Source organism: Paenibacillus pabuli NBRC 13638 (assembly GCF_001514495.1).
In the GTDB taxonomy this organism is placed as follows: Bacteria; Bacillota; Bacilli; order Paenibacillales; family Paenibacillaceae; genus Paenibacillus; species Paenibacillus pabuli.
The window spans coordinates 19,546-38,398 of the sequence record NZ_BCNM01000008.1 but is presented as its reverse complement, the minus strand read 5'-3'; the positions used below and the strand labels follow the sequence as shown (position 1 = coordinate 38,398).

Sequence of the window (18,853 nt, the reverse complement as noted above, 5' to 3'; positions counted from 1 at the left end):
TTAGTTCCTTAGGAGTGACAGTATGATTACAAATAAAAATACAAAATGGATCGTGTTGGCAGGGTTAGCACCTGCATTGTTTGTGTACGCTGTGTTTTCCATCGCACCCATATTTATCTCCTTTTACTATTCTTTTATGAGCTGGGATGGCTTCTCGGAGATGCGCTATATTGGGTTCGATAACTTTAAAAAGTTGTTTGGAGATTCTGTATTTTGGCATTCTCTCCTGAATAATGGATACGTTATTCTGGCTTCGGTTGTTGGTCAATTGTCGATAGCTTTATTTATCGCCTTGTTGATGAATCGTAAATTAAGAGGTCTGAAATTTTTTCGTACAGTTGGCTTCATTCCAGTCATCTTCTCTTCCGTTGTCGTCGCCTTGACATGGAGCTTGATCTATAATTCGGAAACCGGTTTGCTTAATGAGTTTTTAAGACTAATTGGTCTTGATTCGTGGGCTCAGAACTGGCTTGGTGATACGAAATACGCTATGTTGTCGGTGTGTGTAACGATAATTTGGCAATTTATCGGATTGTATTTAATGATATTTTTAGCAGCGCTTCAGAATATATCTGGTGAGATCTTGGAGGCATCCGCGATAGATGGGGCTTCAGAATGGACAAAAACCACGAAAATTATTATTCCTATGATGAAAGAAACCATTTTTGCTGCCATTGTCCTAGCAATCTCTGGTAGCTTAAAGACTTTTGATCAGATATTTGTCATGACTCTTGGAGGTCCAGCTCATGCCACGGAAGTAACGGCTATCTACATGTACAACAAGTCATTTGACACGCTTCAGTTTGGTTATGGTAGTTCAGTAGCTGTCGTTATATTTATAGTCGGTATTGCCTTGATTGCGATGGTTAACAAATTAATGGGACAAAGAACGAATTAATAGGAGTGATGAGAGGTGAAACTTGGATATGTAAAAAAAATAAAAAAAGTAACTATTTATTTGATATTAGTAGCATACTCGCTGATCAATCTTTATCCACTTATCTGGATGGTTATTAATTCTTTTAAAACGAAAGAGCAGTTTTCAAGAGACAAGTTGGGTCTGCCAGATGGCATGAATTTTCAAAACTATGTGGACGCTTGGAGTACAGCAAATTTCAGTGATTATTTTGGCAACAGTATATTTGTGTCAGTGGTTTCGGTTCTTATTACTGTCATTTTTGGAGCATTGGCCGCATTTTTTATTGCCCGATTCAATTTGAAAATAAACAAATGGGCTTATAACTTCTTTTTATTTGGCATGCTTGTACCGATTCATGCTACCTTAATTCCCATGTTTTTGCTTATGCAGCAGCTGAATCTGATTAATACACGAAGCGCTTTGATTTTTCCATATGCAGCATTTAACCTGCCTATTGCTATCTTTTTGTTAGTTAGCTTTATGAAGGCTTTCCCCAAAGACGTAGAGGAATCTGCTGTTATGGACGGGGCGAAGACACTACGTATTTTTTGGTCCATCATTCTGCCCATGACAAGACCAGCGATTGCAACAGTAACTATACTCAGCTTTATCAATAATTGGAATGAGTTTGTATTCGGACTAGTATTGGTTAATGATCCTAAGCTGATGACACTGCCATTAGGTCTGCAGAATTTTGCAGGGCAATATACAACCAATTATGTAAGTCAGATGGCTGGTCTTACCATGGCACTGATACCTATTCTAGTAATCTATCTGTTGTTGGAAAAATATATTGTAAATGGTATGACAGCAGGGGCAGTCAAAGGTTAAGAAATCAATAGATTGTGGGCTGATACGATGTTCAGATGGCCTTTTTACAAATACTACAAGCACTTGAGCCTTAAATATAAATTTCTCATTGTGTTTCTACTTGTCATTACACTACCAACGATGCTTATTGGAACCTATATCTATTATGAGATGGATCTAGTATTCAAAAAGCAAGCATTGGAATCGACTCAAGATGTACTGGACAAAATTGAAAACAATCTGATTTCTATTGTTAGGGAAGTGGAGAACATCTCAGCCTACGCAATATTTAATGATGATATCCGAAGATATATGTTGACATCAACAGAGCAACTGAATGATCGGGATATGGTGCAGCGCATTGCTAATATTAATGGTTATTTGCTCTTTCAGTTGCAGTCCAAAGAATTTATCACATCTATTAAACTTGAGAGTGTAAATAGTCAATCCATTGATGCTGGCGAACCTATGAATGGAGATGAGCAGCAATGGAATACAATTGCAGTTCAGCAGAAGGGTCGTATGGTATGGAGTGATGCCTACCAATTACAAAGCGCATGGAGCGGTGAGAGTAAAGAGGTGATCTCGTTATCTAGAGTGATTAATGATTATAACGATATTCGGAAACAAATTGGTCTTATCCGCATCAGACTGGATGTGCAGCAACTGAATAAGCTTGTGGAAATACCAAATATTGGAACTAGTGGAGCAGTGTATCTGACGAATGAACATAATCAAGCCATTCTTAAAGTGGGCAATGATGGTCCAGAGCTGGGGCAGTTGCTTCAAAATATCGATAACACGCAAGAATCATCATTCCAATATTCAGCAGATGAAAAGGACTATCTTGTAGTTAAGCGGTCAATTGCAGATGTCAATTGGAACTTAATTGCTGTGGTCAATGAAAAGTCAGTAGCAAATCAACTCGCTCAAATTAGTGCGTTGATCCGTAATATGGTTATCACCTTAACGATATTAGGACTGGTTGCGCTGTTCGGTTTCTATTACTCTATTATTCGTCGCATCATCGACTTAACGAGAAAGACAGAGCGGATGGTGAAGCGCGATTTCTCCGTGAGGGTTCATGTCACTGCTATGGATGAGATCGGCAAACTCGGGACGAGATTCAACCAGATGGTAGAAACGATTCAGAGCTATATTGAGATTGAGTATAACTTGAAGATCAAGCAGAAAGAGTTTGAGATGAAGGCATTGTTCAGCCAAATCGATCCTCATTTTCTCTATAATACACTTGATATGATTCGCTGGAAAGCGAGGCTGGAGAAGGCAGAAGAGACAAGTATCTTAATTGAACAATTGTCTCGTATTTTTCGAGTCAATCTGCAGCAAAAAATATGGAATTCCCTTGGAGACGAAATTCTTTTCTTATCTAGTTATCTGGATCTGCAACAGAAAAGAATCGGCAATACGCTGCAATATCACATCTTTTATGACTGTACCATCGAATCTTTAACCTTGATGAAGAAAACCATTCAAATATTGGTTGAAAATTCGATCGTTCATGGGTTCAAAATGCAACGAGCACTTAAGACGATATGTGTTCGCTGCTATGAAGAGAACTCGATGCTGGTCATTGATGTGATTGATAATGGCTGTGGACTGACTTTCAAGCAGTTCAATCGCTGTATCCATGAAAATGAAGGGCATGCTCTCAAAAATCTTCAAGATCGTTTGGTGCTAGCCTTTGGAAGCAACTACGGACTCCGATGGAATAAACCTAACAAATCGGGAACATGGATCACAATCTGTTTACCGATCATTCCAAAAGATATAAATGTGGAAAGGCTCTATCAACCTTTGGGGGAATCACACAATGAGAAAGATACTTTTGGTAGATGACGAACCTATTATGTGTGAAGGTCTCAGGCTGACTGTACCATGGGAAGAATGCGGGGCAGAAGTTGTTGGCGTTGCCCAGGATGGTCTTGAAGCCCTTAACTGGCTGGAGGCATATGGGGACGTCGATATTATACTAAGTGATGTCAGAATGCCTATAATGGACGGTCTGGAGATGGCTGAAAGGCTTCATAAGCTACCGAAAACGCCTAAAGTCATACTCCTTAGTGGATACGATGATTTTGAGTATGCCAGAAAAGCAATGGGGGTAGGCGTTAAAAGTTATTTGCTGAAGCCTGTAGAAATTAGTGAGTTAATAGAAACCGTACGTACAGTTGTGGAAAAGATCAATCGTAAGGAACAAGAAGATGAATATTATTTGGAGATGGAACTCCGAAATATCATTTTTGGGAAAATTGAGGGCGATGAGCGCCTCTTTAATCAGGATAATGAACTCCTACAAAGGAACGCTTATTTTGCACTAAGCAGCAAGACTGATCAATCCATCATGAGGAGTGATAGCCAATACGCTTGTATTCAAGCTGTATTGAAGCAATACCAATTAAAAGCACTGTTTATCGAACTGGATGAGCATCTTTCATTCATCTGTATCTATCAATGGTTGCAAACGCTCTCTCAGCTAGAGTTGAGGCATCTGCTAAAGGAAGTTAAGAAATCCAATGTGGACTTCATTGCATTAAACACTACTCCTCATCTTATAAGTAAAGTGAATCACATTTATTCTAATCTTAGATCCACTTTAACTGAGAGTATTGCACGCAATCGTCGCTTCACCTATGTGCGATCGCATCATAATCCAAGTAATCTTTCATGGAACAGCAAGCATGATGTGCCCACAGAATTGGTTGATGAATTAATTAAGGGTGTATTCAAGTCGGATATCAATCAAATTATGGAATTGGTTAGAAAGTTGATTGAATTTTTTATACAGAACGTCTGTTTATTGCCAGATGCATATAAGCAATGCCAATACATTGAGAAAAAGATCGTGCTTCAATATGAAAAGTTAGTTCGAAATAAAGAATTTCCTATTCGGGAATTTAAAATTCAGTCTGTTACTTCATATGGTTCCTATAACAGGCTGCGCCAATTGCTTGAGGAAGATATGGCTGCTGCTGCCTATTTCGTGGGTCAAGGCAAGACCAGACATCAACATTGGGCGATGGAAAGTGCGATTGAATATATTCAAAAGTACTATGCAAGTGACATCAAAGCTTCAGAGGTTGCAGATCTTATTAATCTATCTCCGAACTACTTCAGCTCTTTATTTAAGCAGGATGTAGGCATAAGCTTCAATGAATATCTAAATGAATTTCGAATTGAGAAGGCAAAGCTGCTGCTGGAAAAAACACCGGACAAGGTAAGGCATATTGCTAGCCAAGTTGGATATCAAGAGTATAAATATTTCGTACAAGTATTCAAAAAATTTACTAAGGTCACACCAACAGAATATAGAAAGATCCTGCATGGTGAGTCCTCAACTACTTAATCTAGGAGTGACAGAAATTGAAAATCTACCGATATGAAAACAATCCGCTTGTCGGGCCAGAAGATGTGAAGCCCCATAAGGAAGGGTATGAGGTAATAGGGGCCTTTAACGCTGGAATAACTAGTTATGGTGATGAGATCATCATGCTGCTTCGCGTTGCTGAAAGACCCATTAGCTACGAGCCAGATGTTGTGAGGGCACCTGTCTATCGAGCAGATACCCATCAACTGGAGATTCTAGAATTTCACACGAGTGATGAGCGCTATGATTTTTCCGATCCTCGGTTTATATGCAGGAGAGGAGAGTCCAAATGGGAGTTTCTCACTTCATTATCCTATCTTCGCATCGCAAGAAGTAAAGACGGACGTCATTTTACTGTAGATGACGAGCCTGCAATCTATCCTTTCAGTGAGTTAGAGGTCTATGGGATAGAAGATCCGCGCATTACAGCAATGGACGATGGCTACTACATCTACTATAGCGCCGCTTCCTCCTATGGGGTTGGTGAGGTTCTTGCATACACTGCGGATTTTGTTACATTCGAACGGCGAGGCATGATATTTGCACCTGAGAATAAGGACGTGCTCATATTCCCAGAGAAGATCAACGGAAAATACTATGCACTGCACAGACCTGTGCCGAAGAGTAATGCTGATCCTGAGATTTGGATAGCTGAATCTGACAATTTATTGTATTGGGGCAATCATCAGCATTTAATAGGGCTCCGAGAAGGCATGTGGGACGATGGCAGAATCGGTGGAGGAGCAGTCCCGTTTAAGACTGAGAGAGGCTGGCTTGAGCTGTATCACGGTGCTTCTAAGGACAATCGTTATTGTATGGGCGCTATACTGCTTGATCTGAATGATCCATCGAAGGTGATTGCACGCTCAACTAAACCTTTTCTTGTGCCTGAGGCTGAGTATGAGATGAAAGGATTTTTTGGCGGGGTTGTGTTCTCCTGCGGTGCAATAGTCGTAGGAGATACAGTAAAGATGTACTACGGAGCAGCGGATACAAGTATGGCTGGCTGTGAATTCAGCATAACGGAGCTGCTGGATAGCTTGGATTATGTATAAGGTTGATTTTCTTTGAACAATTTTGGATGTTTTTAGAGTATTTTGGGATTACGTTAAACTCTGTTAGTTGATAGTCTTTAACATAAGCGAAATAAAGTATGCGCTTACATTTGAGCGGAAGGGGTACAGCTGCTAACCATTCTATTACTGACCATATCAATGCTAGCAGCATGTGGATCAGACAATTCAAGCCAAGGTTCAACTAGCGAAGGTACATCCAGTACGGGTAGCGCTAGCAAAGACCCGATCAAAGGAGTAACTAGCTATTCTGCGGACTTCATCGAGCCGCTTGAGATGATGGTTCGTACGGATCCTTACAATGGGGCTGAATACTTAAAGTACTCGTACCGTCGAAGCCTTTCTGACCGAATAGCTCAGCGTTCATCTGTTTCTTTTTTTAGTCTCATTATTGGACCTCCTTTACTACCGACCGATTGCCTGTCGGTAATAGAGTGTTAACGATGATTTGTGTGTGTCAAGAGAGTAAAATCGTTTGTTTTTGGGAAGTTCGTAAATCTGCGCTTACAGGAAAAATTGGAGCTATCCGGAATTGCCGTTGCAACGAGGGCTTTGTAAAGTAACGGCATAGATAACGGGACGCTGATGCGATTGGCCGGTCTCGATGAAAGGAGGAAAGCGATGCAAAAAGCAACTTGACAAGTAAACGGTCTTCCATCCATGAAGTGGAAAGCGCTATCATCAAATTTTTAAGATTAGTTAAACAAAGGAGCGCATGTGAATGACTAACCAAATGCAAAGGTTTGTAAAGAGGTGGATATGTCTTGTTATTGTTTGTTCAATTATATCGTCCATATTTTTATACTCGCCCGTATCGGCGAGCACTCCCGAGGAAACGAATGCTTCTCAAGAAATCGTTGATATGAAAATGATGAAAAAGCGTATGGTTGATTTTTACATCTCCAAAGATATCATAAATGACGGAACGAACGGCCGGGTCGAATGGACCTTCAAGTCACAGGCAGGTACTTATTTATCCAATCAAAAACCGGATGGAAGCTGGGGCGATGTCGATTATGCGAGTACAACTTCCGCCGCCAATGGGAGAGGTTGGTCACCCTACCTTGCATTAGACCGGTTGCAGTCGATGGCGCAGGCGTTTGCTGACCCGAATGATCCAAACTATCATAGTGAAACGTTGTTAGATGGTATTCAAAAGGCGCTGGATTATTGGTTCACGGTAAAGCCGACTTCAACCAACTGGTGGGAGACCGGAATCGGCAAACAACTAAGGCTGGAAAAAATTGCGCTTCTATGTGAAGGCTATTTAACGGCAACGCAAGTCTCCAATATTATTGACACGTTAGACAGCAGCCCTCACACTGTCGATGGAGCCAATTCGTCCTGGTACAATCAAAATTATATGTACCGGGGCTTATTGCTGGAGGATGCCCAGATCGTGCGGAACGCCGTGAATGCGTTTAACGTACTGTCGAATGTGACGACGACGTTGACGGGAATCCAGTCGGACATGTCTTTTTTCATGCATGGCAAAACGAATTATACGACGGGCTATGGAAGAAGCTTTGCCAGAGATATGTCATTCTGGGCGTTCATTACCTCGGGCACCATGTTCTCATACAGCGAGGCGGCGATTGATTCGTTATCGTCCTATTTGTTGGACGGCACCCGGTATCTCGTGAGAGGTGACGTTGCCGATCTGGGCATGGGGATGAATGGACCTGACTGGCCGGATTATGCGAGCGCGGCTTTGACCTTCTATGAAGATCCGTTGCAGTGGATGCAGGCGGCGAATCCGAAGAGAGCTGCGGAGTTTGCGAGTTTCCTTGATAATATTCGCATGATCGGCACGAACACGAGCAACGGACTGAACGCCAACAATATGACGCAATGGCAGACGCTCGTCTCCTCCCATATGCGGACCGACTACGGAATTACGGTCAAGATGTCCTCCAGCACGGTTAAAGGCGGCGAATGGAGAACGATTAATCCCAGCGGATATAACCTGTTGTACTGGACGCCGCAAGGAGCTACCGCCATTCAGAGAACCGGCGACGAATACAGACCCGTTTACCCGTTGATGGACTGGGCTCATGTTCCCGGTACGACGGCCCCGTACGCACTCACGAAAGACGGGAATTTCAACAATCCCAAAACGTTTGTAGGCGGAGTGACAAACGAGCGTTACGGAGCCACCGCATTTGATTTTAACAAGTTGAGTACAAGCGGAAAGAAAGGCTACTTCTTTTTCGATGATGAAATGGTGGCGCTTGGTGCAGGAATCGCTTCGACGAATACCGCGCCGATCCACACGACATTGAACCAAAGTCAGGCGATAGGTGAAGTTCTCGTAGACGGCAATCCGATAGCGGACGGAACGATGCAAACTAACGGACGCTGGGCCTATAACGATAATATCGGATATATATTCCCGAATCCGACGGATTTTCAAGTAAAACGGGAGACGAAAACCGGAAAATGGAGCGACGTCATCTCGGGAAGTTCAACGGAGGCGATTACCAAGCCGATTTTTTCGCTTTGGCTAGATCATGGCGTGAATCCCACAAACGCTTCCTACCAATACATTGTATTGCCGAATAAAACCTCCGGAGAGGTCAGCAGCTACGCGAGCGACAACCCGATAAGTATTCTTTCGAATACATCGTCCGTCCAGGCTGTCCGGCATACGTCTCTGGGAATTGCGGAGTTGCTGTTTTATCAACCAGGAACGGTGACGGTGAGAGACGGTTTGACTGTCACAGTAGATCAACCCGCAATGGTTATCGTTGACGAATCCACAGCACCTGTCCGTATTTCAGTTGCCAATCCCGAAACACCGGGGATTACAGTGAACGTGACGCTGGATCGGAACGGAGAAACATCCACGACAAGCTATACGCTCGGCAAGGATACGTTCACAGGCAGAAGCATTACTTTGAATGAGGGATCCTCCATCGACGACAGCGGATTCGATCTCGCTTACGATAAAGGTGCAACCGCTTCATCCAGCAAAGACAACCTATATGCCTCGAAGGCTACGGATCTTTATAGAACTTCGTATTGGGGTTCAAACGATTCGGATAATGAATGGATTTATGTTGATTTGCAAAATCAATTTTTGATCAATAAAGTTAGGCTAAATTGGGAGAAAGCATACGGGAAGAGTTATAAAATTCAAGTATCGAACGATGCTGTCATCTGGACGGATGTTTACTCAACGACGACGGGTAAAGGCGGAATCGAAGACATTTCTTTTAGTCCGGTCAGTGCCAGGTACGTTCGTATGCAAGGAGTTCAGCAGGGTACCGGAAATGGCTACTCGCTTAATGAGTTTAACGTGTATGAAGCAGTACCACCCAATCTTGCAGAAGGCAAGCCGGTAGTGGCAAGCTCATCCAGAGCCGCGAACGTGGGGCCCGGTTATGCAGTCGATGGCTCACTTAGTACCCGTTGGGGATCTAACTATTCCGATCCGCAGTGGATCTATGTTGATCTTGGCTCTAGCCAGTCCATCCAGGAGGTCGCCCTACATTGGGAAGACGCATACGGCAAGGCATACGAAATTCAGGTTTCCGACGACGCGAAGAATTGGACTCCAGTTTATGGCACCACAACCGGAGACGGCGGAGTCGATACAATCTCCTTCGAACCCGTGAATGCAAGATACGTTCAGATGAATGGCGCGAAAAGAGGAACCACATACGGCTACTCACTCTGGGAATTTAAAGTATATTCGGCTCTTGCTACCGTCCCGGACACACCTGCCGATGTGCATGCCGTCGGTCATGACGCGTCCGCTGAGGTGAGCTTTGCCGCGCCGGTTCATAACGGCGGAAGCGAAATTACAGGGTATAAGGTAACCGCGTGGGCAAACGGAGAAGCTGTTGCGACGGCGGAAGGTTCGGACAGCCCAATCACCGTCACCGGTCTGACGAACGGTACGGCGTATACCTTTACGGTAGTCGCTACAACCACCCAAGGCGATTCGGCGGCATCCATTCCGTCGAACGAAGTGATCCCGTCGTCGGATGAAGCAACTGTTCCGGCTTCGCCTGCGAATTTGACAGCAGCGCCCGGTGACCAATCCGTAACCTTAAAATGGGATGCTTCGGCGGAAAGCGTCACCTATTCCGTGTACCAATATGAAGGCATGGCGGCGCCGGCCGATCCGGTCAACTGGCAGCTGGTTCAAGACAGCGTAACGGAAGCCACGTATACGGTAACCGGATTGACGAATGAAACGAGCTATGCGTTCGCGGTAAAAGCCGTAGATGCGAGAGGCGAGAGCGATTTCTCCATGGCCGTGACGGCGACGCCGAGTTCGACATTGTCGCAGGTTCCGACAGCGCCGGTTCGTCTTGCCGCCTTGGCGGACGACCGGAAAGTTTCACTGAGTTGGGATGCCGTGGCTGGAGCGGATCGCTATGTCGTTTACAAGTATGCAGGGTCTGCGGCTCCGGTGGATCCGTCCGATTGGGTGCAAGTACAGGCGGACGTCACGGAAACCGCATACACCGTAACCGGTCTGACGAATGGAACGCAATACGCATTCTCAGTGAAAGCCGTGGGAGTGGGGGGCGAGAGCAAGTTCTCCAATGCCGTGACGGGGACACCGAAGGCTCCGCAATCGGAGACACCGACGGATCCGCAACCGGAAACGCCGGTCAGCGGCACAGGTAATGGCAATGATACTTCCGTCATCGAATCGACTAACGGCATCATTCTTATTCCGAGTGGACGGGCCGGCGAGGTCAGCCTTGATAAAGAAGTTATCCTAACGATAGGCGCAGGGGCGGCGGAGCAAGAGCTGCGCATCGAGATCGAGAAGCTGCTCAGTACGGCAAACCTCATATTCGATAAGGAAACGCTTATCAGCAACGTCTTTGAATTGACGAAAAATACAGCCGGCAACTTTAAGAAGCCGATCGTCATCTCGATGAAGTTCGATCCGTCTCTCGTAGAAGACAATCAAAGAGCCGCTATTTTCTACTATGACGAAGCAAATAAAGTATGGGTTGAAATAGGCAGCGTTGTGAACGGCGATCGAATTACGGCCGAGGTGGATCACTTCACCAAGTTTGCGGTCATGGCGGTAGGCGAGAAGAATGACGAAAGCGGCGAATCGAACGCACCGGCGCCATCGTTCACAGACATCGCGGAACATTGGGCGAAGAGCGCCATCCTGAGCGCGGCGGGCATGAAGCTTGTTAGCGGCTATCCGGACGGAACATTCAAGCCGAATACCGCCATTACCCGCGCCGAATTTACGTTCATGCTGGCCAAGGCGCTTAGTCTGGAAGGAGCAAGTTCAGTGGCTGCGTTTACGGACGAGGCCAAAATCGGCGGATGGTCGAAGCAAGAAATCACGAATGCTGTTGAAGCAGGCATTGTGAGCGGGTACGCGGACGGCAGCTTCCGGCCGAATGCGCGTATAACCCGTGCGGAAATGGCAGCGATGATCGCTAGAGCGCTTAAACATTCTGCTGAAGCAGGCGTAACGACCGGCTTCGCGGACGATAAGGACATCCCGAAGTGGGCGAAAGGCGCAATTGAGGCGGTTCGCAAGCTGGACATCGTGAGCGGCCGCGGCGACAATAAGTTCGTTCCGAAAGGTACTGCGACCCGGGCGGAAGCGGTGACCATATTGGTTCGAATATTGGAACAATAACAAATAACAGCAGGCACAGCGTAGGAACAGATATGTTCCTCATGCTGTGCCGGCGCTTTTTCCCGGTCATCTACAACCCGTCTACAATTATCAATGAGTATGGTCATCGATTTTATGATTCAAATTCTTTACTCAAAAATTTTCGTGATCATTTCACTTAAAAATATGGGGATGAGTTTAAATAACATTAATCAATATGTAAATAATAATGATTTTGATATTCGGCTTATTATTAAAGAAGAAAAACGTAGGATTGAGACAGCAATTACAGATTTACAATTACATTTAATGCGATTGTCCAGTCTTGATGAGCAGTTAGCGAAAAACAGGATATAACCCCTTATATTTTTCCGTTTTTCTCACAAATAACAAATGATACTAGAATTTCAAAATTGCAGATTGAAAACGTGGCACAGAAAAAAGATGCAAATTTTTCTTCAATATAAAAGTTGGAATAAATTTATAAAAGACTTGAATTTTTGCTTAGAGCATAAATTGTCTTCAAAAGACAAGAAAGCAATTAAATGTATTGAATATTGGAAGGAGAATATTCTTGAGGCAAATCAATTATGCGATGATACTATAAAATTTGCAGAAGATTTTTATCAAAAAAATTCCAAAATACTTTTGGAATTACAGAGGATAATTATAAATATTTAGTCGGATTGATTAATGAATATAAGTTACGGTGAGAAATTTTGTTGTGGGGAATTTGCAAGAGTGCTGAAAGGTATGTGGATAGTTAAGACTTTGATCCTCTAAGATCATTTGTTTTATTTGGAAGAGTTGAAATTCTATGCAGAGCTGCCCCCGAGCTTGTCTGACCAAAAGTCGAGCACGCGGACGGGATCGGAAGTGTTCGTGTCAGCAAATTCTTAGGAGCATCGCTATTCTTTGCTCATAAGATTTTTATGTGTTGTTGTTGTATTCGTATGGTGGAATATAGAAAAAGGGGTTTTGGGAGGTCCACCTCAATGCATACTTCTAAATTAACCATATGTGAGGTAAACACTCTGATTGGTGAAAATGGATCAGGTAAAACGAATGCATGATGAGTAAATAGGAAATTAGTGAGAAAGCGGTGGTGCTTGCGGTGTCCGGGCTGCGCTTATTCTAAAATGTTGTCCGAAGCCGCCGATCGCGCTAAAATGGCTTTAAATGAAACGCTTCAATAAAACGGAGGCTTCGCCGTGACAATTAAATGGATTGACTTGTCCAGGAATGCGATAGATTTATACGAGCAGAAGCATACTGGCGGACATCTCGTGTCTGAGCACTATCACCAGACGCACCAGCTGCTGTTTGTGCTGGAGGGCGAAGGCGCTATCCGGCTGGGGGGGGAGAAACGGAAGCTGGTGGTCGACGATACGGCGCTGATCGTGCCGTATTCCGTCCACTCGGTCATGTCCGACTCTAGGCTGACCCTGCTAGTGTTGGCGTTTGATGAGGCGGTGCTCGATCCGGATATGAGGGCGCAGCTGCTCCACGACTACTTTCCGGCCTCCTGTCTGATGAAGCCGGGATTGTTTGCTGCGAGCGAACTGCGTCAGCTGCTGAGGAAAATGCTGTTCGAGCAGTCCAGGGAGCTGTCGCTGCTCGTCCGGCTTTCGCTCAAAGTCCAGCTCTCTCAGCTGCTGCTCTTGCTGGTTCGATCGGCCGGAACGGAGGCCGCCGGAGCGGGCTCCAGCTCCAACAAGCTTCGTGCCGAGAAAATTCGCAGCTATATCGATTCGAAGTATTTTGATCCGCTGACCGCGGGGGACATCGCCTCCAAGCTGGACATCAGCACGCGGCACGTGAACAACATCTTCAAGGAACGGTACAACATGACACCAATGCAATATTTGACCGAGGTACGCATTCGCATCGCCCAGAAGTTGCTGGTGGAAACAAGTAAGGACATTATTTCGATCTGCTTCGAGGTCGGCTACGATTCCGTATCTACGTTTTACCGGTCGTTCAAAGCTGTCGCGAAGCTGTCACCAAAAACGTACCGGGAGCTGAACGCACCCGCGCAAGCCGAGTAGGCAGCCTTCCGTCAAAAAGGACAAGCGAGCGCACAATCGTGCGATCAAACGAACAAGAATGCAATCAGCGGCCGAATGGCCGATTGATTGAAACGTAAGTTCCCCTTCATCCCCCATTGGCTAAGCGCCCGCGGGGGATGTTGTTTTTCGCTTGAACAATTCGCTTCCGAAATTGAGAATCGTGTTCCCGGAATCGTAAGAAAAGCGGTTTCGCACCGACTATAATACGGATATACGAAGCGAAGGGGGCAATGAACGATGGCAGTTCGCAACATCGGCATTACTATGAACGGCGTTACCGGACGGATGGGAACCAACCAGCATTTAATCCGTTCGATCCTTGCAATTCGCAAGCAGGGAGGCGTCGCGCTATCGGGCGGAGACGTCATCATGCCCGACCCGATTCTGGTCGGCCGTCAGGAGAAGAAGCTGCAGGTTCTGGCCGCCGCCCACGGCGTCGAGCGTTGGAGCACCGATCTTGAAGCATGCCTCGCCGATCCATACAATGAAATTTATTTCGATAGCCAGACGACGGTGCGCCGCGCGGAAAGCATCAAGCAGGCGATCACGGCGGGCAAGCATATTTATTGCGAGAAGCCGACAGCCGTCGATCTCGAAGGAGCGCTCGAACTGGCCCGCATCGCCGCCGAGGCGGGCGTGAGAAACGGCGTCGTGCAAGACAAGCTATTTTTACCCGGTTTGCTTAAGCTGAAGCGCTTGATCGACTCCGGCTTCTTCGGGCGTATCTTGTCCGTGCGGATGGAGTTCGGCTATTGGGTGTTCGAAGGCGACTGGCAGCAGGGTCAGCGGCCATCGTGGAACTACCGCAAGGAAGACGGCGGCGGTATTATCGTCGACATGTTTGCACACTGGCGCTATGTTCTCGAGAATTTGTTCGGGGAAGTGAAGGCTGTTTCCTGTCTTGCCGCTACACATATTCCGAAACGTCTGGATGAGCAGGGCGTTCCGTACGACTGCACGGCAGATGATGCGGCGTACGCCATATTTGAGCTGGAAGGCGGCATTATCGTGCAGGCCAACTCGTCCTGGGCGGTGCGCGTAGACCGCGACGATCTGCTCACAGTTACGGTCGACGGCACCGAAGGCAGCGCCGTGGCGGGTTTGCGGGACTGCAAGACGCAGCATCGGGTCAATACGCCGAAGCCGGTATGGAATCCGGACATTCCGAACCCGTTCCAGTTCCGTGAACAATGGGTGGAGGTACCGGACAACGCGTCATACGACAACGCGTTCAAGGTGCAATGGGAACTCTTCTTGAAGCATGTCGTCATCGGCACGCCGTTTCCGTGGGATTTGCTCGAAGGTGCGAAGGGAACCCAGCTTGCCGATCTAAGCTTGCAGTCGTGGCAGGAACGCCGCTGGATCGACGTGCCGAAGCTGAGCCTGTAAAGGAGGGGAGTCCAGATGACTAAATCGCTGCTCCTCCCCCGCGCAGGGGGAGCGTTGTATGAATATGCTCTTGGCAAAGCCGGCTCGCTTGCTGTGTCGACCAAGCCGTTTACGGGCCGTATTGCCTTCTCGGCCGCCCATGTCGTATGCGATCCGTTTGCGGATGCCGATCCGCTGCATCACGCGCAGATCGATTGGAACTCGACCCTCGCCTACCGTCACCATCTGTGGTCGCTCGGTCTGGCCGTGGCGGAAGCGATGGATACCGCGCAGCGCGGGATGGGCCTCGACTGGAACCGCTCGAAGGAGCTTATCCGCACTTCGATCGTGGAAGCGCGCTCGGTTGGCGGCAAAGTCGCCTGCGGCGCGGGAACCGATCATCTGCTCCCGGGACCGTCGGTCACGATCGCCGACGTGGAAGCCGCCTATGAAGAGCAAGTCGGCTTCATCGAAGGCGAGGGCGGTCAAGTCATTCTGATGGCGAGCCGCGCGCTTGCCGCTTGCGCGAAAGGGCCCGAGGATTACCAGCGGGTGTATGGGCGCATTTTGGAACAGGTGAAACAGCCGGTCATTCTGCATTGGCTTGGCGACATGTTCGATCCCGCTCTGGCCGGCTATTGGGGATGCAAGGACGATCTGGATGAGGCGATGGACGTTTGTTTGCGCGTCATTCGGGCAAACGTGGACAAGGTCGACGGGATTAAAATCTCGCTGCTCGATGCCGGTAAAGAAATCAAGATGCGTCGGCTGCTGCCGGAAGGCGTCAAGATGTACACCGGCGACGACTTCAACTACCCGGAACTGATCAAGGGTGATGAGCACGGCTACAGCCATGCGCTGCTCGGCATATTCGACGCGATCGGGCCGGCCGCTGCCCAGGCGCTTCATGCGCTAGACGCAGGCGATCTGGTCAGTTATGAGGCGATTATGGAGCCTACCGTTGCCTTGTCGCGTCATATTTTCCAGAAGCCGACGTACACCTACAAGACGGGAATTGTGTTCATGGCCTATTTGAACGGTCACCAACCGCATTTCCGCATGATCGGGGGAGCTGAGGGATCGCGCTCGATCGTCCATTTGGCCGAGCTGTTCGTGCTTGCCGACCGGGCCGGGCTATTGGCCGATCCAGAGCTTGCCGCCGAGCGGATGAAGCCTGTCTTAGCGCTGGCAGGTATTCGGCTGTAATCATCTATAGCAATATTTGAAATCCGGGAGGGATCAGCATGGAACTGCTTCGTTCCATAGACAGACTCAGCTTGAACCAGATTACGACCGATCGGCTGGATATGCGCGAGGCCGTGGAAGCATGCGTTCATGCGGAAGTGCCTTGGATCGCGCTGTGGCGGCATAAAGTGGCCGAGACCGGCCTGGCCGAGAGCAAGCGGCTTGTACGGGACGCGGGCCTGCGCGTCTCCAGCCTGTGCCGAGGAGGTTATTTTCCGGCGTCCACCGCGGCTGCGCGCAAAGAGCGGATGGATGACAACCGTCGGGCTGTCGAGGAAGCGGCTGAGCTCGGCACGAACGTACTCGTGCTCGTTTGCGGACCAGCTCCTGACCGGGATATCGATTTTGCCCGCAAGACGGTCGAAGAGGCAATCGCGGAGCTTGTGCCCTTCGCCCGCTCGCACGGAGTCAAGCTCGGAATCGAGCCATTGCACCCGATGTACGCCGCTGAACGCTCCGTCATCAATACGCTGGCGCAAGCCAACACGCTCGCGGAGCAGCATGACCCACAGGACGTCGGCGTCGTTGTTGACGCGTTCCACGTCTGGTGGGATCCTGAGCTATACGCGCAAATTGAGTTTGCCAGAGGGCGGATACTGGGTTTCCACGTTTCCGATTGGATCGTGCCGGTACCCGACCTGCTAATGGGCAGAGGGATGATGGGGGACGGCGTTATCGAGCTGCGCCGGATGCGTCATGCCGTCGAGAAGGCCGGATACTCAGGGGCGATCGAGGTGGAAATCTTTAACCAGCAAGTATGGGATATGCCGGGAGACGAGGCGCTCAAGCTCATCAAGGAACGTTATTTGCAGCATGTATGAATTATAAATTTGCAGCTTTGGAGGGAAGGAATGTGAAGATTTGTCGCACCGCGCTGATCGGGATCGGGGGATTCGGCGCTCAGCATGTAAATATCATGCAGAAGCTGGCCGGTGAGGGCGGCCTGCAGGTTGTCGCTTTTGCGGAGCCTAATGTCGGCGCCCATCAGGAGTCTTACGGCAAGCTGACCGCGCTTGGGGCCATCCATTATACGGACTATGTACAGATGCTCACGCTTCATCCGGACATCGATTTCGTCGTGATCGTCACGCCGATCCCCACCCACAAGCCGATGTGCATCCAGGTGATGCGGATGGGCTTTCACGTGCTGGTGGAGAAGCCCCCGGCGGTAACGATTCAGGACTTGGACGAGATGATCGCGGTGCAGATGGAGACCGGGCGCTTGTGCCAGGTGAACTTCCAGAATACGTCGGGCCAGGCGTTCCGAGCGCTGCTGGAAAGGATCGGCTCCGGTGTGCTCGGGCAGGTGGAGCATGTGGTCGGCATTGGCATGTGGAAACGCTCTCGCTCGTACTACGATCGAACCCGCTGGGCCGGCAAACTGGTCAGCGACGGCCAGTATGTGTTGGACGGGACGTTCAACAATCCGTTCGCCCACTTGCTGCACCATAGCTTGCTAGCAGCCGGAGGAGGCGCCGCAGGCTTGTACCCGGAATCGGTGCAGGCCGAGCTTTACCACGTCAATGACATCGAGGGGGACGATGTCTCCTGTATTCGCGCCGTTATGGCTAACGGTGTGAACGTTCATTTTTACTCCATGCTTTGTCACGAAGTAAGCGAAGTGCCTTCGATTGCCGTTTACGGAACGCGAGGGGAAGCGCATTGGAATTACCAGAACAAGCTGACAATTCGCGCACAGGACGCCGAAGAGGATTTGGCGTTTGGTCCGACCGATTTGATGTGCAGCATGTATCTGAGCCTGATGGAAGCGATTGAAACCCCAAGGAAACCACTCTTCTCGCCGCTCAAGGCAAGCCGAAGCTTCGTGCTTGTATCCAATGGAGCCTATGAGTCGGCCCGCGCCGTTCGCGCCATTCCCGACCGGTTCGTGACCGAGCAGGAGGGTAGCGACTCCACGGTGCGCTTGCTGCCTAGCTTGTCCGAGAAGATGAGAGACGCGGCAGCGAAGCGGCAACTGTACAGTGAATATCCGCTTCCTTGGGCAACGCCTACCCTTCCGTTCAGGATGGAGAGCTACAGCCGATTCGAGCTGCCTGCCGACATGCGTGCAAGTAGCGGTCGACTGACTAATTAGATGTGTCACTTCCGGGCTCTTGTTGCGGCTTCGCGGCAGGGGCCCCTTTTCTTGGTTTCCTTCTTGCCTCTTCCTTAGTAGGGTTCTGATTCACTTATCCCCCTATCAGTTGAGATCAAGGCAGGCTGTACGTCTTTATTTAGAGGAAGGGTTTACTTGGCAGAGCTATGACCAGATTTCACGTCCCTTTATCTGTATGCGAGAAACAAAAAATATAAAGAAAAACCTTGAGAATTTTAAGGTTTGAACTGGAAGGACTGCGGTACAGTATACACGAT

Annotated in this window: 12 protein-coding genes; all 12 read left to right on the top strand. The window is 48.2% G+C overall.

Translation table 11 applies throughout. From position 1 onward, the window contains the following. Nucleotides 1-22: 22 nt before the first annotated feature. The 12 genes from PPA03S_RS12440 (at nucleotide 23) to PPA03S_RS12380 (ending at nucleotide 18,575) form a co-directional block, all read left to right on the top strand. Nucleotides 23-898 carry a carbohydrate ABC transporter permease gene (locus PPA03S_RS12440; protein WP_062323284.1) on the top strand — a complete coding sequence of 292 codons (876 nt, stop codon included), beginning with the start codon at nucleotides 23-25 and terminating at the stop codon, nucleotides 896-898. Between the two features lie 15 nt (nucleotides 899-913). Further along, complete coding sequence (locus PPA03S_RS12435) at nucleotides 914-1,750, top strand: carbohydrate ABC transporter permease (RefSeq protein WP_062323282.1); 837 nt, start codon at nucleotides 914-916, stop codon at nucleotides 1,748-1,750. 150 nt (nucleotides 1,751-1,900) lie between these two features. After that, nucleotides 1,901-3,589 carry a sensor histidine kinase gene (locus PPA03S_RS12430; protein WP_167666020.1) on the top strand — a complete coding sequence of 563 codons (1,689 nt, stop codon included), beginning with the start codon at nucleotides 1,901-1,903 and terminating at the stop codon, nucleotides 3,587-3,589. Next, a complete protein-coding gene (locus PPA03S_RS12425) occupies nucleotides 3,564-5,096 on the top strand; it encodes a response regulator transcription factor (RefSeq protein WP_062323278.1) in 1,533 nt (510 codons plus the stop codon). Before PPA03S_RS12430 ends, PPA03S_RS12425 begins: the two co-directional genes overlap by 26 nt. A 17-nt stretch (nucleotides 5,097-5,113) precedes the next feature. Beyond that, nucleotides 5,114-6,172, top strand: a complete 1,059-nt coding sequence (locus PPA03S_RS12420) for a BtaManbiosPhlase (protein ID WP_062323276.1) — start codon at nucleotides 5,114-5,116, stop codon at nucleotides 6,170-6,172. 880 nt (nucleotides 6,173-7,052) lie between these two features. Beyond that, nucleotides 7,053-11,819 (top strand): polysaccharide lyase family 8 super-sandwich domain-containing protein, encoded by a 4,767-nt coding sequence (locus PPA03S_RS12415; RefSeq protein ID WP_062323275.1) that lies wholly within the window; start codon nucleotides 7,053-7,055, stop codon nucleotides 11,817-11,819. 93 nt (nucleotides 11,820-11,912) lie between these two features. Beyond that, a complete protein-coding gene (locus tag PPA03S_RS33290; protein WP_167666019.1) occupies nucleotides 11,913-12,155 on the top strand; it encodes a hypothetical protein in 243 nt (80 codons plus the stop codon). A gap of 854 nt (nucleotides 12,156-13,009) precedes the next feature. Further along, complete coding sequence (locus PPA03S_RS12400; RefSeq protein ID WP_062323270.1) at nucleotides 13,010-13,846, top strand: helix-turn-helix transcriptional regulator; 837 nt, start codon at nucleotides 13,010-13,012, stop codon at nucleotides 13,844-13,846. A gap of 258 nt (nucleotides 13,847-14,104) precedes the next feature. After that, nucleotides 14,105-15,256, top strand: a complete 1,152-nt coding sequence (locus tag PPA03S_RS12395) for a Gfo/Idh/MocA family protein (RefSeq protein ID WP_062323268.1) — start codon at nucleotides 14,105-14,107, stop codon at nucleotides 15,254-15,256. A 15-nt stretch (nucleotides 15,257-15,271) separates the two neighbouring features. Next, a complete protein-coding gene (locus PPA03S_RS12390) occupies nucleotides 15,272-16,441 on the top strand; it encodes a dihydrodipicolinate synthase family protein (protein WP_062323266.1) in 1,170 nt (389 codons plus the stop codon). 38 nt (nucleotides 16,442-16,479) lie between these two features. Further along, nucleotides 16,480-17,301 carry a sugar phosphate isomerase/epimerase family protein gene (locus tag PPA03S_RS12385; RefSeq protein ID WP_062323264.1) on the top strand — a complete coding sequence of 274 codons (822 nt, stop codon included), beginning with the start codon at nucleotides 16,480-16,482 and terminating at the stop codon, nucleotides 17,299-17,301. Then, entirely contained in the window at nucleotides 17,298-18,575 is a 1,278-nt protein-coding gene (locus PPA03S_RS12380) for a Gfo/Idh/MocA family protein (protein WP_245683590.1), read from the top strand. Before PPA03S_RS12385 ends, PPA03S_RS12380 begins: the two co-directional genes overlap by 4 nt. Nucleotides 18,576-18,853 lie beyond the last annotated feature (278 nt).

Bases quoted from the DNA above. Each gene is read 5' to 3' on its own strand.
- PPA03S_RS12440 (WP_062323284.1), top strand. From the start codon at position 23: ATGATTACAAATAAAAATACAAAATGGATCGTGTTGGCAGGGTTAGCA.
- PPA03S_RS12430 (WP_167666020.1), top strand. From the start codon at position 1,901: ATGGATCTAGTATTCAAAAAGCAAGCATTGGAATCGACTCAAGATGTA.
- PPA03S_RS12425 (WP_062323278.1), top strand. From the start codon at position 3,564: ATGAGAAAGATACTTTTGGTAGATGACGAACCTATTATGTGTGAAGGT.
- PPA03S_RS12415 (WP_062323275.1), top strand. From the start codon at position 7,053: ATGAAAATGATGAAAAAGCGTATGGTTGATTTTTACATCTCCAAAGAT.
- PPA03S_RS33290 (WP_167666019.1), top strand. From the start codon at position 11,913: ATGAGTATGGTCATCGATTTTATGATTCAAATTCTTTACTCAAAAATT.
- PPA03S_RS12395 (WP_062323268.1), top strand. From the start codon at position 14,105: ATGGCAGTTCGCAACATCGGCATTACTATGAACGGCGTTACCGGACGG.
- PPA03S_RS12390 (WP_062323266.1), top strand. From the start codon at position 15,272: ATGACTAAATCGCTGCTCCTCCCCCGCGCAGGGGGAGCGTTGTATGAA.
- PPA03S_RS12385 (WP_062323264.1), top strand. From the start codon at position 16,480: ATGGAACTGCTTCGTTCCATAGACAGACTCAGCTTGAACCAGATTACG.
- PPA03S_RS12380 (WP_245683590.1), top strand. From the start codon at position 17,298: ATGAATTATAAATTTGCAGCTTTGGAGGGAAGGAATGTGAAGATTTGT.